The 14341-nt window shown below is 26.6% G+C and carries 18 protein-coding genes and 2 tRNA genes; 16 read left to right on the top strand and 4 right to left on the bottom strand.

Annotated elements, in window-relative coordinates; all coding sequences use genetic code 11:
• The first annotated feature begins 203 nt into the window (after nt 1-203).
• The 14 genes from H0H60_RS03155 to H0H60_RS03090 all read left to right on the top strand — a co-directional run bounded on the left by H0H60_RS03155 (nt 204) and on the right by H0H60_RS03090 (nt 10434).
• Nucleotides 204-1463, top strand: a complete 1260-nt coding sequence (locus tag H0H60_RS03155; protein WP_185862697.1) for a mechanosensitive ion channel family protein — start codon at nt 204-206, stop codon at nt 1461-1463.
• 1 nt (nt 1464) lies between these two features.
• Nucleotides 1465-2202: a pyridoxine 5'-phosphate synthase gene (locus H0H60_RS03150; RefSeq protein WP_185862696.1), complete on the top strand. Its 738-nt coding sequence runs from the start codon at nt 1465-1467 to the stop codon at nt 2200-2202.
• On the top strand, nt 2199-2969 hold the full coding sequence (locus H0H60_RS03145; RefSeq protein WP_185862695.1) for an alpha/beta fold hydrolase: 771 nt from the start codon (nt 2199-2201) through the stop codon (nt 2967-2969). Before H0H60_RS03150 ends, H0H60_RS03145 begins: the two co-directional genes overlap by 4 nt.
• Nucleotides 2970-2982: 13 nt before the next feature.
• Complete coding sequence (gene yidD / locus H0H60_RS03140) at nt 2983-3201, top strand: membrane protein insertion efficiency factor YidD (RefSeq protein ID WP_185862694.1); 219 nt, start codon at nt 2983-2985, stop codon at nt 3199-3201.
• A gap of 23 nt (nt 3202-3224) precedes the next feature.
• A complete protein-coding gene (gene lgt / locus H0H60_RS03135) occupies nt 3225-4106 on the top strand; it encodes a prolipoprotein diacylglyceryl transferase (RefSeq protein WP_185862693.1) in 882 nt (293 codons plus the stop codon).
• Entirely contained in the window at nt 4099-4608 is a 510-nt protein-coding gene (locus H0H60_RS03130; RefSeq protein WP_185862692.1) for a DUF192 domain-containing protein, read from the top strand. Before lgt ends, H0H60_RS03130 begins: the two co-directional genes overlap by 8 nt.
• A gap of 17 nt (nt 4609-4625) precedes the next feature.
• On the top strand, nt 4626-4955 hold the full coding sequence (locus tag H0H60_RS03125) for a HesB/IscA family protein (protein WP_185849795.1): 330 nt from the start codon (nt 4626-4628) through the stop codon (nt 4953-4955).
• Between the two features lie 7 nt (nt 4956-4962).
• Nucleotides 4963-6411, top strand: a complete 1449-nt coding sequence (gene sufB, locus H0H60_RS03120) for a Fe-S cluster assembly protein SufB (RefSeq protein WP_185862989.1) — start codon at nt 4963-4965, stop codon at nt 6409-6411.
• A 39-nt stretch (nt 6412-6450) separates the two neighbouring features.
• Nucleotides 6451-7203 carry a Fe-S cluster assembly ATPase SufC gene (sufC, locus tag H0H60_RS03115; protein ID WP_185862691.1) on the top strand — a complete coding sequence of 251 codons (753 nt, stop codon included), beginning with the start codon at nt 6451-6453 and terminating at the stop codon, nt 7201-7203.
• A 23-nt stretch (nt 7204-7226) separates the two neighbouring features.
• The gene (locus H0H60_RS03110) at nt 7227-8522 is read left to right on the top strand and encodes a SufB/SufD family protein (protein ID WP_185862690.1); all 1296 of its coding nucleotides are present in this window, start codon (nt 7227-7229) and stop codon (nt 8520-8522) included.
• 2 nt (nt 8523-8524) lie between these two features.
• Nucleotides 8525-9751 (top strand): aminotransferase class V-fold PLP-dependent enzyme, encoded by a 1227-nt coding sequence (locus tag H0H60_RS03105; RefSeq protein ID WP_185862689.1) that lies wholly within the window; start codon nt 8525-8527, stop codon nt 9749-9751.
• Between the two features lie 13 nt (nt 9752-9764).
• Nucleotides 9765-10106, top strand: coding sequence for a 50S ribosomal protein L21 (gene rplU / locus H0H60_RS03100; protein ID WP_185862688.1), 342 nt, complete (start codon nt 9765-9767; stop codon nt 10104-10106).
• Entirely contained in the window at nt 10096-10356 is a 261-nt protein-coding gene (rpmA, locus tag H0H60_RS03095; protein WP_185849789.1) for a 50S ribosomal protein L27, read from the top strand. The genes rplU and rpmA overlap by 11 nt, the downstream gene beginning before the upstream one ends.
• Before the next feature lie 4 nt (nt 10357-10360).
• Nucleotides 10361-10434: transfer RNA gene (locus tag H0H60_RS03090), tRNA-Arg, on the top strand.
• A gap of 12 nt (nt 10435-10446) precedes the next feature.
• Here H0H60_RS03090 and H0H60_RS03085 read toward each other — a convergent pair.
• Nucleotides 10447-10520 (bottom strand) — tRNA-Ile (locus H0H60_RS03085).
• A gap of 104 nt (nt 10521-10624) precedes the next feature.
• Between H0H60_RS03085 and H0H60_RS03080 the strand changes: the two genes are divergently transcribed.
• Both H0H60_RS03080 and H0H60_RS03075 read left to right on the top strand, forming a co-directional pair.
• Complete coding sequence (locus H0H60_RS03080) at nt 10625-10921, top strand: ribosome-binding factor A (protein ID WP_238784899.1); 297 nt, start codon at nt 10625-10627, stop codon at nt 10919-10921.
• 88 nt (nt 10922-11009) lie between these two features.
• On the top strand, nt 11010-12131 hold the full coding sequence (locus H0H60_RS03075; RefSeq protein WP_238784898.1) for an ABC transporter permease: 1122 nt from the start codon (nt 11010-11012) through the stop codon (nt 12129-12131).
• Here the strand turns inward: H0H60_RS03075 and H0H60_RS03070 are convergent.
• Genes H0H60_RS03070 through H0H60_RS03060 form a run of 3 tightly spaced genes read right to left on the bottom strand, consistent with a single transcriptional unit; the run spans nt 12116 to nt 14285 of the window.
• Nucleotides 12116-13039, bottom strand: coding sequence for a ribonuclease Z (locus H0H60_RS03070; protein ID WP_185862685.1), 924 nt, complete (start codon nt 13037-13039; stop codon nt 12116-12118). The two genes, H0H60_RS03075 and H0H60_RS03070, sit on opposite strands and share 16 nt — an antisense overlap.
• Nucleotides 13039-13620 carry an RdgB/HAM1 family non-canonical purine NTP pyrophosphatase gene (rdgB, locus tag H0H60_RS03065; RefSeq protein ID WP_185862684.1) on the bottom strand — a complete coding sequence of 194 codons (582 nt, stop codon included), beginning with the start codon at nt 13618-13620 and terminating at the stop codon, nt 13039-13041. The genes H0H60_RS03070 and rdgB overlap by 1 nt, the downstream gene beginning before the upstream one ends.
• A complete protein-coding gene (locus H0H60_RS03060) occupies nt 13617-14285 on the bottom strand; it encodes a CPBP family intramembrane glutamic endopeptidase (protein ID WP_238784897.1) in 669 nt (222 codons plus the stop codon). The genes rdgB and H0H60_RS03060 overlap by 4 nt, the downstream gene beginning before the upstream one ends.
• Between the last annotated feature and the right edge of the window lie 56 nt (nt 14286-14341).

The following is a 14341-nucleotide window of genomic DNA, read 5'->3' as shown; positions in this document are numbered from 1 at the left end:
AATTTTTAAATTTAAAAATTGAATCAAAATTTTTTATATTTCTATAACGAAATTCAATATCTATTATATTCTTCAATCTACCAAGAATCATATAGACAAAAAATAATATGAAATCCTAATTAAAGGATAAAATTATTGAAAATAACTTATACTAAGTTAATGTGATAATAGAAGAGTTTATCTATGTTTTGTAAAAAATTATTATGGAAATATTAGGAAAATTCAATATTCAGTATTATGAATGGTTTTATGAATTCATCCATTATTTAGATCTCAAAAAATGGGGAAGTATAACTATTATTATAATTAGTAAAATCCTTGTATTCAGCATATTATTAATTATATTAGAATGGATATTCAATAGAGGAGTTCGTTTTATTGGAAGGAGAATCGTCAATTCTACTCATTTTATTTGGGATAATATCTTATATGAGAATAAAGTTTTTGACAGTTTAGCTCATTTTTTCCCATTATCAATTGGATATCTTTTAATCAAGCCATTTTTTAAAAGTTATCATACGATTATCATCTATCTAGAAAAAATATTCGACATTTTGTTTGTTCTGATTATTTTACAATTTTTAATTCGAGTAGTTAATTCAATTATGAGAATTGCTACCAGTGAAAATAATCATCAAACAATAGCTGTACGTTCTTTTTCACAATTATTAAAAATTGTATCTGTTATATTTTGCGTTTTAGTCATTATTGCTATTTTAACAAAAAATGATCTTATTACCGTTATTACTAGTCTAGGTGCTATAACAGCTATTGTTATCTTAGTTTTTAGAGATACCATACTTGGATTTGTATCCGGAGTGCAAATGGCTTCGACAAAAATGATTAAAGTAGGAGATTGGATAGGAATACACAAATACAGCATAGAAGGAACAGTAAGAGAAATTAACTTAACTTCTGCAAAAATAGAAAATTTTGATAAAACGATTACAAGCGTCCCAACTTATGATTTGATATCTACGGCTGTAACAAATTTTGAAGTCATGCGTCAAAAAAACATACGCAGAATTAAAAGATCTATTTTATTTAATATCCAATCATTTCATTTCTGTAATTCAGCTAAATTGGAAAAATTTCAACATTTTTATTTAATTAAGAATTATATCCATAGAAAACAAAAAGAAATAGAAATTTTTAATAAAGAAAATAATATTGATGTTAGTCTGGATATTAATGGGAGGAGATTAACTAATATAGGACTTTTCCGTCAGTATGCATTAGAGTATTTACATCAACATCCACGGATATCACAATCGGAAACATTAATGGTTAGACATCTAGAACCTACTCCTTATGGTCTGCCTATAGAGTTATATTGTTTTACAAATACTTCTGAATCCATTAAATATGAACAAATACAAGCTAGTGTTTTTGATCATTTATTAACAGCGGCTAAAGAATTTAACTTAAAAGTCACACAAGTAACTACAAACGTACCTCATTAACATGATAAAATTAAGCGTGAATTTAAACAAAATAGCTACATTAAGAAATGCAAGAGGAGGGAATATTCCAAATCTTTTACAGATTGCAAAAGATGTCCAAAAGTATGGAGCACATGGAATTACTATTCATCCTCGTCCTGATGAAAGACATATTACATATAAAGATGTTTATGATTTGAAATCTATTGTAAAAACAGAATTAAACATTGAAGGGAGACCTATTAATAAGTTTATGAATTTGGTATTAGATATTATACCTAATCAAGTCACATTGGTGCCGGATTCAAATAATGTTATTACTTCAAATTCAGGGTGGGATACTATTCGTTATCAAGATTTATTGACTGAAACCGTTAAGAAACTAAAGGATCACGGAATTCGCACTTCTATTTTCTTAGATCCAAATCCAAAATTAGTTCCGTATGCAGCTAGTACAGGAACAGATCGGATAGAGTTATACACAGGGAACTTCGCTGTAGGATACGCTAATAAAAGATGGAATTGTATTGATCCTTATATTATAACCTCCAAAGAGGCTATCAATTATCATTTGTCAGTTAACGCAGGACATGATTTAAATTTAGAAAATATCTCTTTTTTAATTGAAAATATACCTTCAATTGTAGAAGTATCTATAGGACAGGCTTTAATTAGTGATTCTCTTTATATGGGATTAGAAAATACTATTCAAACTTATTTAAAACGTATTTATAAAGCGTATGAAAATAGTCAAATATGATATTACATTCTAGAATTTTAGGAAAAGGAATGCCTATTTTGGTTTTTCATGGTTTATTTGGAAGTGGAGACAATTGGATTTCTTTTGCAGAAAAATTTTCTCAAACATATCAAGTACATTTGTTAGATATTAGAAATCACGGAAAAAGCTTTATTTCCGAAAAAATGGATTATGATCTTATATCAGAAGATATATTAAAATATATTAATTATTATCATATCATTCATCCTATATTGATAGGTCATTCTATGGGAGGGAGAGCTGTTATGAAATTTTCTATAAATTATCCATCAATTCCTAAAAAGATTATCATTGTAGATATAGGTCCTAGGTCCTATTCTTCCACTTATCATAAAAAAATTATTCAAGTGTTGAAAAACGTGGATTTTGATATTCTTAAAACAAGAAAAGATCTTGATTCTTTTCTAAAACATTTTATTTCTTCTCCAGAAATTCGGTCCTTCTTTTCTAAATGTACTTATAGAAAAAAAGACGAAAAATTAGCGTTTCGTTTTTTCTTGCGAGGAATTGAAAATAATTATTCCTATTTAATTCAACAGGAAATCAAAGGAGGAAATTTTGATAATCCTGCTCTTTTTTTACGTGGAGAATATTCGGATTATCTTATCCCTCAAGACTTTTTTCGCATACAGAAACTTTTTACAAATGCAAAAATTGTTCTTATAGAAAAAGCAAATCATTGGATTCATGTGGATAATCCTATAGATTTTTACAGAGAAGTATCTGATTTTTTATCAGAAACATAAAAAAAAGTAACGTATGAAAATATTCAATATTTTACTCTTAAAAATTGTTCAATTTTATCAAATTGGAATATCCCCATGGATAGGAAAACATTGTAGATATATCCCTAGCTGTTCGGATTATATGATTCAATCTTTAACGAGATATAGTCTATGTAGAGCTATTTTAATAATTTTTAAAAGAATTATTCGGTGTCATCCATGGGGTAAATCAGGATATGATCCTATTAAATAAAAAATAAAATTAAATTCACAATTATGTTAGAATATATTAATTGGGATCCAATTACAAAATTTGTTTTATGGAAGGGAATATCTATTCATATTTATAGTTTAATGTTTGTTATTTCTTTCTTAGTTGGATGGTATGTAATGAAATATATTTATAGAATTGAGAATATTCATCATAAATATTTAGATCCTCTATTGATATACACGGTTTTAGGGACTATTCTAGGAGCTAGATTAGGACAAGTATTTTTTTATGATTTATCATATTTTTCCGATCATTGGATCGAAGCTTTATTTCCTGTGAGAGAAAACCCTTCGAGTCTTTTGTTAGGAATGATTAAAGGTTATGAATTTGTTGGTTATAGAGGTTTATCTAGTCATGGAGCTACTATAGGAATTATTTTATCTATTTTTTTTTATAAAAAAAAAATATTAAAAAATAAAAATAAATCATTTTTTTGGATATGTGATAGATTATGTATTGTAGCTTCATTAGCTGCTTTTTTTATACGAATAGGAAATTTTTTCAATTCTGAAATTGTCGGTAAGCCTAGTGATTTTCCTTGGTCTGTTAAATTCGTACAAATGGATACTGCATATGGAGATATAGTACCTAGACATCCTGTTCAGATATATGAAGCTCTTAGTTATTTACTTATTTTTTTATTTTTATGGTTTTTATACCGAAAAAAAAATATAAGAGATCTTGTTGGATATATATCTGGAATTTTTTTTACTTTTCTTTGGTCTGTTCGTTTTCTGTTAGAATTTATAAAAGAACCACAAGGAAATGAGATTATCAATTTATTTTCTTTAAACACTGGACAATGGCTAAGTATTCCATGTGTTTTTTTTGGAATAATTATTCTTAGTCTTTCAATAAAAAGAAAATATTTTTTTCATGAATAAAGTGAAAATTTTATTTTCTCTAATAGTTATTTTCTTTTTTTTATCTTCTGAAAAAAGTGAAAATGAGAATGAATTATTCATAGATATAGGAGATCAATTGGAAATTCAATTTTTGAAACATGGAGAATTATACATGAAAAATAAAAATTTTTTTTTCAAAAAAATTGAAATAGAATTAGTTAATAAAGAAATAGAAAAAAAAAACGGACTAATGTATCGATCTTTTATGAAAGAGGACAGAGGAATGTTATTTATTTTAGATAAAAAAGAAGAAATTCAACAAATGAATATGAAAAATATGCGAATTCCTTTAGATATTGTTTATATTGATCATTTTAACACAGTTATTTTTGTTAATAAATATGTTTCCCCTATGAGAAATGTAGAAGTTATTAATACCCCTTCGATTAAATATATTTTGGAAATTAATGCAGGAATGTCAGATAAATGGGGAATTAAAAAAGGAATGACAAAGGTTTTTTTAATAAAAAAACATAGATAAAAAAAAATTTAAATATTATGGTTTTTATATCAGATCAAGCTAAAAATAAATTGAATTCTATTATGAAAGAAGAAGGAATTTCTAAAGAAATTTCTTTCATTAGATTTGGGGTTAAAAAAGGAGGATGTTCTAATTTATCCTATGAGCTGACTTTTGATCAAAAACAAAAAAAAGAAGATAAACTTTTTCAACATGGAGATATGAAAATATTGGTAGATAAAAATAGTTTTCCTTATTTAGCAGGAACGACGTTAGAGTATTCAGGTGGATTAAATGGAAAAGGGTTTTATTTTAAAAATCCTAATGCTAAACATACTTGTGGATGCGGAAAAAGTTTTTCATCATAGTGAGTGTATGAAAGAAAATAATAAAATATTAGAAAGTTTTACTGGTTCTGATTATGAGTATAAGTATGGTTTTTATACTCCAATAGAATCGGATAAAATTCCAGTAGGATTAAGTGAAAATGTTATTCAAAAGATCTCAGAAAAGAAAGATGAACCAACATGGATGTTAGATTGGAGATTAGAAGCCTATTCTATATGGAAAAAAATGAAAGAACCAACTTGGGCAAATATAAAATATGATAAACTAAATTATCAGGATATCAGTTACTATTCTGCTCCAAAAAAGAAAATAAATCTGAATAATTTAGATCAAGTGGATCCAGAATTATTAGATACATTTAATAAATTAGGAATTCCTCTGGAAGAAAAAAAACACGTTTCTGAAATTGCAACAGATATAGTTTTAGATTCTGTTTCTTTAGCTACGACGTTTCAAGAAAAACTAAAAGGCCAGGGAATTCTATTTTGTTCCATTAGTGATGCTTTGAAAAAATATCCAGATATCGTTAAAAAATATTTAGGTTCGGTAGTTTCAAGGGAAGATAATTTTTATGCAGCTCTTAATTCAGCTGTTTTTTCAGACGGTTCTTTTTGTTATATCCCAAAAGGAATTCGCTGTCCTATGGAATTGTCTACCTATTTTCGTATTAATGAAAATCAAACTGGTCAATTTGAGAGAACTTTAATTATTGCAGATCAAGGATCTTTTGTTAGTTATTTAGAAGGGTGTACAGCCCCGCAAAGAGCTGAGAATCAGTTACATGCTGCAGTTGTAGAAATAGTCGCTTTGGAAGAGTCTGAAATTAAGTACTCTACCGTTCAGAATTGGTTTCCTGGTGATAAAAAAGGACAAGGAGGGGTTTTCAATTTTGTGACAAAACGTGGATTATGTGAAGAAAGAGCTAAAATATCTTGGGTTCAAGTAGAAACCGGATCTTCTATTACTTGGAAATATCCATCTTGTGTTCTGAAAGGAGATTTTTCCATTGGAGAATTTTACTCTTTAGCTTTAACTAAAGATTTTCAACAAGCGGATACGGGTACTAAGATGATTCATCTGGGAAAGAAAACAAAAAGTGTTATTATTTCAAAGGGCATTTCTGCTGGAAAAGCTCAAAATAATTACAGAGGATTAGTGAATATATCTCCTAAAGCCGTAAAATCACGTAATTTTTCCCAATGTGATTCTTTATTAATAGGACATGAATGCGGAGCACATACATTTCCATACATCAATGTATATAATTCAACCTCCCAAGTCGAACATGAAGCGACTACTTCAAAAATTGGAAAAGATCAAATATTTTATTGTAATCAACGTGGAATTGATACAGAAAAAGCAATTTTTCTCATTGTTCATGGTTTTAGTAGTGAAATTTTGAAAAAATTGCCAATGGAATTTGCGGTAGAAGCTCAACAACTTTTAGAAGTTACCTTGGAAGGGTCTGTTGGATAATGCATTTGTATTAATTATTAGGGAAATAATAGCTTAACTATGTTGAGTATAAAAAATTTACATGTTTCTGTTGATGGGAAACAAGTTCTTAAAGGAATTGATTTTCAAATTAATTCAGGAGAAATTCATGTAATTATGGGACCTAACGGTTCTGGAAAAAGTACACTAGCTTCTGTTATCGCTGGAAAAGAAGAATATCATATAACTAAAGGAAATATTATTTTTCAGAATAAGGATTTGATCTCTCTTTCTCCAGAAGAACGTGCACATTTGGGAATTTTTCTTTCTTTTCAAAATCCGGTAGAAATCCCTGGAATTTCTGTAATTAATTTTATTAAAACAGCGATGAATGCATCTCGTAAAGCACGAGGGGTAGGTAAAATGTCTGCTAAAGAAATGCTCTTTAAAATGAAGGAAAGAGCGGATCTTTTAAATGTGGAAAAAGATTTTTTTTATCGTTCTTTAAATGAAGGATTTTCTGGAGGAGAAAAAAAAAGAAATGAAATATTTCAAATGGCCATGTTAGATCCTTTGTTATCTATTTTAGACGAAGTAGATTCTGGTTTAGATATAGATTCTTTGAGAACTGTAGCACAAGGAATTAATACGTTAAAAAACGAAAAAAATTCTATGATTATTATTACTCATTACAAAAGATTATTAGATTATTTATTTTCAGATTATATTATACATATTTTGTATGATGGTAAAATAGTTCAATCAGGAAATAAGGATTTATCTGAAAAATTAGAAAGAGAAGGATATGATTGGATTAAAAATCAAATAAAATAAAATTAATTGAAATTGATGGGTTCATGCTATTAAGAGATAGAATTTTTTCTTCACTTTCAAAGTGCCGCGAAAAAAACATTCATGGAGAATATTCCTATATATCTAGTTTACGACATAAATCTATAGATCTTTTTCTAAAAAAAGGATTTCCATCTGTTACAGATGAAGAATGGAGAAATACAGATGTTCATTCAATTCTTAATCAAGAATACAATCTTTTTTCTAAACAAAGAAAAGATTTAACATATAAAAAGATCAAAGAATTGATTTATTTAGACGATTCTTTTCTTATAATTTTTATTGATGGGAAATATCAATCTATTTATTCTCATACATCTACATCTAGTAAAATTAGATTATCTAATCTCGCTTCACAAGAAGAAAGAGAAATTAAAAATTTTTATGGAAAATTATCTAATCCTAATGAGGCTTTTAACATTTTAAATACCATCTTTTCAAAAGATGGAGGATATATTTACATTCCTGATAATATTTTTTTGAAAAACCCTATAGAGATATTGCATATATATACGGGAATCGAGTCAAAAATTATGTTAAATACAAGAAACTTAATTATAGTTGGAGAATCTTCTTATGTTCAAATTATTGAACATCATAAATGTTTAAAAAAACATTTATTGTTTAATAATTCTGTTAGTGAAATCTATGCTTTTTCCAATAGTCAAATAGAATATTATAAAATTCAAGATGATTTGGACGAATTATCCATTATAGATAATACGTTTGTGAAACAAGATTTACGTAGTAAATGTTCATTTTATACCTTTTCTTTTCAAGGAAAATTTATTAGAAACAATCTAAATTTTTATTCTCATGGAAAATTTACTTATTCTTATCTATATGGAATTTCTCTATTATCAGAGGGACAATTAGTAGATCATCATACCTCAATGGAGCATTTATATTCAAATGCTCATAGTTTTCAATTATATAAAAATATTTTATGGAATAAATCGATAGGAATTTTTAATGGAAAAATACTCGTTGATAAGTGTATAAAAAAAGTTAAAGCATTTCAGAAAAATAATAATATTCTTCTTTCTGACGAAGCTTGTATATATGCTAAGCCTCAGTTAGAAATTTTTTCTGATGATGTGAAATGTTCACATGGTTGTACTGTTGGAACTTTTCATGAACTTGATTTATTTTATTGTCAATCAAGAGGTATTCCGGAAAAAGAAAGTAAAGTTTTATTATTGCTTTCTTTTTTAGAAGAAGTATTAAAAACCATGAATATATTGAAATTGAGAAATTTAGTTCATGACAAGATGAAAAAAAAATTAGGGATATATTTATAATTATGTTTTCACAAAAAATAATTCAAGAAATACGAAATCAATTTCCAATTTTAAAAAAAACAGTTTATTCCAATCCTTTAGTTTATATAGACAATGCAGCAACGACTCAAAAGCCTTTGCAAGTGATTCATGCTTGTGAAAATTATTATTCTACGATAAATTCTAACGTTCATAGAGGTCTACATTTTTTAAGTCAAAAAGCTACCTATCATGTAGAAAATGTAAGAAAAAAAATTCAAAATTTTATTCATGCGAAACATTCTTCAGAAATTATTTTTACAAAAGGGACTACTGAATCTATTAATTTAGTAGCATCCAGTATTAATATTAGAAAAGGAGATGAAATAATTATTTCTTATCTTGAACATCATTCCAATATTGTTCCATGGCAAATTATTTGTAAAAAAAAAGGTGCTTTATTAAAAATTATTCCCATTGATCAAAATGGTGTTTTGCAATTGGAAGATTTCGAATTATTAATTTCAGAAAAAACTAAACTAGTAGCAATAACACATGTATCTAATGTTTTGGGAATTGTGAATCCAGTTAAAAACATTATTGATAAATCTCATGAATATGGGGCGTTAGTTTTGATTGATGGTGCTCAAGTTCCTTCTAATTTAAGTTTAAATGTACAAGATTTAAATACCGATTTTTATGTATTTTCTGCGCATAAAATGTATGGACCTACTGGAATTGGAGTTTTATATGGAAAGGAGAAAATATTAGATAGTATTTCTCCTTATCAAGCAGGTGGTGAAATGATTAAGAATGTAAGTTTTGAAAAAACCACTTATTCCGATTTACCATTTAAGTTTGAAGCTGGAACACCAAATATAGAAGGAATTATTGTTTGGGGATCTGCTATAGATTTTGTAGAAAAAATAGGTGTGGAAAATATACAATCTTATAAAGAAAAACTTTTAATTTATGCTATACAGCGTTTAAGTACTATTGATGGGATCCAATTATATGGAGGAGTAGATTATAAAAAAAGATTGAGTATTATATCTTTTAATTTGAGTAAATTGCATTGTTTTGATATAGGAAGTATCCTGGATCGTCTAGGGATTGCCGTTCGTACGGGACATTTATGTGCTCAGCCTTTGATGAATTTCTTCAATGTTGCAGGAATGGTTCGTGTTAGTTTTTCTATTTATAACACTTTTAAAGAAATAGATTATTTATTGGAAGGGCTTTTGAAAGCGAGAAAGTTTTTACTAAAGTAAAAATTGTATTATTATGATATACGCAATTGTAGATTTTCAAGGAAAACAATTTAAACTTATTGAAAATAAATACGTTTATGTTCCTCGTTTTTCTTCTATGAGTTTAGGAGAAAAAATGTTGTTGGATCGAGTTATTTTTTTTTATAAAAATGGTTTTCTTAAAATAGGAACTCCTTTATTAGAAAATGTGAAGGTGGAAGTAGAAATTTTACAACATTTAAAAGGAGATAAAATAATTATATTCAAAAAAAAGAGAAGAAAAGGATATAAGGTCAAAAATGGATTTAGACCATTTTTTACAAAAATTAAAGTAATTTCCTTTTTAGAAAAAAAATCTATTAAAAATGGCTCATAAAAAAGGTTCAGGAAGTTCTAGAAATGGACGAGATTCAGAAGGAAGGAGATTAGGAATAAAAATATTTGGAAATCAACATGTTAAATGTGGAAGTATTATTGTTCGTCAGCGTGGAACAAAACATCATCCTGGAATTAATGTCGGAATGGGAAAAGATCACACTTTATATGCCCTGAAAACAGGTTTTGTTTTTTTTAAAAAAAGAACTAAAAATAAATCCATTGTATCTGTTATTTCATCAAAAAAATGAAATGGACTGGGTAGTTCAATAGGATAGAGCAACAGTTTCCTAAACTGTAAGTTGTGGGTTCGAATCCCTCCCCGGTCACAAAAACAGAAATGGTCCCAGCTGGATTTGAACCAGCGACGCCCTGATTATGAGTCAGGTGCTCTAACCAACTGAGCTATGGGACCTAAAAATAAATACAATGTTACAACAATATTTTTCAGATTACAAATTTTATGATGAAAAAGTTTTATTCTTCATTTTTTGTTAAATTAAGAAAAACATGATAGAAATGAATTCTATTAGAAATCAAAGATTATCTTCAATATTTTACATGGAAATAGCAGAAATCTTGATGAAAGATAAAACAAAAAAAGGTTTTCTGATTACTCTAATCAAGATTCGTATGACTCCTGATCTGAGTTTAATAAAGAGTTATATATCTATGTATCCTTTTTTAGATCAAGAAATTTTGGAAAATATTCGTTCCAAATCTGGATTTTATAGAAAATTACTTTCCAAAAAACTTAGATATCGTGTAAAAAAAATTCCAGAATTGGATTTTCGTGTAGTCAATTTTCGAAATTGAATCATTTTTTTTGAGGACTTCTTTTTACATAACTATACGCTATTTTTTTTCCAAAAAAAAAACTAACATTGTTAACATCATAATTTTTTTGTCTACTATATCACTCAGTATATCGACATTTTCTTTATCTACTATTTTATCTGTTTTCTCAGGATTAGAAGACTTAAATATTAAGTTCTATCAAAATAATTATCCTGATATTATTATTTCTTCTTTTAATGGAAAAGATATCTTCTTTCATGAAAATATTTTCAATGAAAAAATGAGATCAATAAAAGGAATTATGTGTTTTTCTAAAACAATGGAAAAAAAAGTTTTTTTTCATTATAAAAATGAAAAATATTTTTTCCACTTAAAAGGAGTAGATTCAAAATATGAAGAAGTGATGAATAAATTTAAAAAAATAACTATCAAAAATGATAAAAATTTATCCCATAATAAATTGGATCTATATGTAGGGATCTCATCGATTTTTCCATTTTTATTTATGGATGAAATAGAAACAGACTCTATGAGTATTAGTTTTTTTTCCTATAAAAATAAAAAAGATTTTGTTCCATTTTTAATGCAAAAAAAAGTTAGAATAAAAGGTCTTTTTCATTTTAACCAAGAAATAGATCAAAAATATTTATTTTGTGATATTCTTGATATTCAAAATTTGATTAATAAAAATGTTTTTCATTCTCTTGAGATAAAAATTCATCAAGAGGAAAATATAGACAAGATAAAAAATATTTTAAAAAAAAAATTTGGTCCAAAATTTAGGATAAAAACACGTACAGAAGAAAAAAGAGCTTTTTACAAGGTAATTAATACAGAAAAAATATTTATTTATTTTTTATTTAGTTTAATAACTATAATGACGGCATTTAACTTAATTGGTGCTATTTTTATTTTACAGTTAGATAAGAGAGAAAATATTTTTCTCTTATGGAGTTTTGGTTATTCTTTGTATAGAATAAGAAGAATATTCTTTCATATAGGAGTTATTATCAGTGTATTTGGATGGGGAATTGGAATATTAACAACTTATATCCTATCTCTATTACAAGATAAATATCATTTATTGAAAATTGGAGGAAAAATTCCATTTCCTATGAAATTCACCATAGAGGATTTTGGAATGATGACATGTATTATTTTAACAGTGGGTTTTTTTATCTCTTTCATTTCTTCTAAAAAAATTGAAATGAATTATTCATCTAGGTAGTATGTTTTTAATGGTTCCGAAGCTTCTACATTATCAAATATTTCTTTTGCTTCTTCTTCAAATGCTTTTATATTAGGAAATCTATTCGAATAATGTCCCAATAATAATTTTTTTACTTGAGCCTTTTTAGCTATACAAGCAGCTTGGTTTGCGGTAGAGTGTCCTGTCTTAATCGCTCTATTTTCTTCTTTTTTCAAAAAAGTAGACTCATGATATAATAAATCTACATATTTTATTTGTTCAATAATAGGCAAATAATAGGAAGTATCTGAACAAAAAGCATAAGATAATATTTTTGGGGGATCAAATGTGAGTTGATCGTTCGGAATGATTCTCCCTTCTTTTGTTCTAAAATCTTTTCCAAGTTGTAAACTCTTATAGTCTTCTATTTTGATATAAGGAATCTTTTTTATTTCCTCCATATTCAATTTTCTATTACAAGGTTTTTCCTTGAAAAGAAAACCATTGGCGTAAATTCTATGTTTTAATGGAATGGTATAAACTTCTACTTTTTCGTTTTCCATAATTTTTTCCAATTTTTTGGAAGATAATTCAATATGATCAATACAGAATTTTAATCGTGTATATGACCATTTAAAATGAACATCTATAATTTCTTTTAATCCTTTTGGGGCGTAAATGTGTACTGATTTTTCTCTTCCTAGTAAATGAAAAGTAGAAAGCAATCCAATTAATCCAAAAAAATGATCTCCATGTAAATGAGATATGAATATATGTACTATTTTATTAAATTTTATTTTCGCTTTTCTTAATTGAACTTGTGTCCCTTCTCCACAATCAATAAGAAAAAAAGCACCTTTCATCTCTAATATTTGAGCTGTAGGATAAAATTTTTCCGTTGGAATTGAGGAATGACATCCCAAAATTGTTAATGAAGTTTTATCCATTATAGATGATGATTCATGAATTTCATGAGTTTTTTAAAAGCTTTTATTCTATGACTGATCTTGTTTTTTTGAAGAATATTTATTTGAGATAAAGTATTTTTATGTTTGTCTGGAATAAATATAGGATCATATCCAAAACCTTTTTTTCCCATGATTTTTTCCGAGATGTGTCCGGTTAATTTTCCTTCAAAAAAATAATTTTTTTCTTTATTTGTTTTTAAACAAAAAACACAAAAAAGTTCTGCTTTTCTAGATGAAGTTTTTTTTATATTAAGAAGTAATTTTTCTAGACTATCTTCTTTTTGAAGATATCTAGAGGAATAGATACCTGGAGCTCCATTTAAACATTCTATTCTCAATCCAGAATCTTCAGAAAAACAAGGAATATGTGTTTTTTGAAAAAAAAATTCTGCTTTAATTAAAGCATTTTCTTGAAAAGAATTTCCGTTCTCTTTAATGGAGTATGGAAATAGAATATCTTTTAAGGATAAAATATTCAATTGATTATCATTAGCATAAAGAAAATATTTTATTTCTCTTTCTTTAAAAAAATTTCTTGTAACAAAAACAATTTGTTTCATTCTTTTCTTCTTTTTTTAAAAAGAAAAACGCAACCCATAATTATGGTAAAACTAATTATCAAAATTAACCATAAATTAAAATTTATTTGTTTTGAAATAAATTCTTCATTTTTCATGAAAAAAAACATAGTAAATATGGCAAAAGCATTGTTAAAAACATGTAATAATATACAATCTATTATAGAAGAAGTAGTGAAATAAATAAACCCAATGAAACTTCCAATAATAATTCCTCCTAAAAATTGCCAAGGGTTCATATGAGTGATTCCAAATAAAAAAGAAGAAAATAGGATGGCTTTAATTGGATGTATTTTATTTTTTAACATTCCATTTAGAATAATTCCTCTAAAAAGAACTTCTTCACATATAGGAGCTAACAAGACTGTAGTGGAAAAAAATGGAATTGGATTTTTAGCTTCTTCTTTTAAAAAATCCTCAATTTCTTTATACATATTTCCTAACAATGGACCCTCTTTTGGAACGAAAGAAGTCACGTAATCGTTAAGTATAATCATACAAAGCATCATACAAAAAAGAACAAGATAAATATACCATGGAGAAATTTTAAATGATAATTCTATGATTAGATTTTTTTTTTGAGCTTGATGAGAAATAAAAATAAATAAAAAAATGAAGGGGATTGTATATGATATAGAAAATATCATACTATCGGGTAAATGTATAGCCATCAATAGTTTTCTAAAAATTATGTTAAAAAAGT

The organism is Blattabacterium cuenoti (assembly GCF_014251735.1).
GTDB classification, from domain to species: Bacteria; Bacteroidota; Bacteroidia; order Flavobacteriales; family Blattabacteriaceae; genus Blattabacterium; species Blattabacterium cuenoti_C.
Note: the sequence above shows the minus strand (reverse complement) of the source record. Positions and strands in the feature narration are given on the sequence as shown.

Bases quoted from the DNA above. Each gene is read 5' to 3' on its own strand.
- H0H60_RS03110 (WP_185862690.1), top strand. From the start codon at position 7,227: ATGCTATTAAGAGATAGAATTTTTTCTTCACTTTCAAAGTGCCGCGAA.
- H0H60_RS03080 (WP_238784899.1), top strand. From the start codon at position 10,625: ATGAATTCTATTAGAAATCAAAGATTATCTTCAATATTTTACATGGAA.
- sufC (WP_185862691.1), top strand. From the start codon at position 6,451: ATGTTGAGTATAAAAAATTTACATGTTTCTGTTGATGGGAAACAAGTT.
- H0H60_RS03125 (WP_185849795.1), top strand. From the start codon at position 4,626: ATGGTTTTTATATCAGATCAAGCTAAAAATAAATTGAATTCTATTATG.
- H0H60_RS03155 (WP_185862697.1), top strand. From the start codon at position 204: ATGGAAATATTAGGAAAATTCAATATTCAGTATTATGAATGGTTTTAT.
- lgt (WP_185862693.1), top strand. From the start codon at position 3,225: ATGTTAGAATATATTAATTGGGATCCAATTACAAAATTTGTTTTATGG.
- H0H60_RS03105 (WP_185862689.1), top strand. From the start codon at position 8,525: ATGTTTTCACAAAAAATAATTCAAGAAATACGAAATCAATTTCCAATT.
- H0H60_RS03060 (WP_238784897.1), bottom strand. From the start codon at position 14,285: ATGATATTTTCTATATCATATACAATCCCCTTCATTTTTTTATTTATT.
- H0H60_RS03070 (WP_185862685.1), bottom strand. From the start codon at position 13,039: ATGGATAAAACTTCATTAACAATTTTGGGATGTCATTCCTCAATTCCA.
- rdgB (WP_185862684.1), bottom strand. From the start codon at position 13,620: ATGAAACAAATTGTTTTTGTTACAAGAAATTTTTTTAAAGAAAGAGAA.
- sufB (WP_185862989.1), top strand. From the start codon at position 4,963: ATGAAAGAAAATAATAAAATATTAGAAAGTTTTACTGGTTCTGATTAT.
- rplU (WP_185862688.1), top strand. From the start codon at position 9,765: ATGATATACGCAATTGTAGATTTTCAAGGAAAACAATTTAAACTTATT.
- rpmA (WP_185849789.1), top strand. From the start codon at position 10,096: ATGGCTCATAAAAAAGGTTCAGGAAGTTCTAGAAATGGACGAGATTCA.
- H0H60_RS03150 (WP_185862696.1), top strand. From the start codon at position 1,465: ATGATAAAATTAAGCGTGAATTTAAACAAAATAGCTACATTAAGAAAT.
- H0H60_RS03130 (WP_185862692.1), top strand. From the start codon at position 4,099: ATGAATAAAGTGAAAATTTTATTTTCTCTAATAGTTATTTTCTTTTTT.
- H0H60_RS03145 (WP_185862695.1), top strand. From the start codon at position 2,199: ATGATATTACATTCTAGAATTTTAGGAAAAGGAATGCCTATTTTGGTT.
- yidD (WP_185862694.1), top strand. From the start codon at position 2,983: ATGAAAATATTCAATATTTTACTCTTAAAAATTGTTCAATTTTATCAA.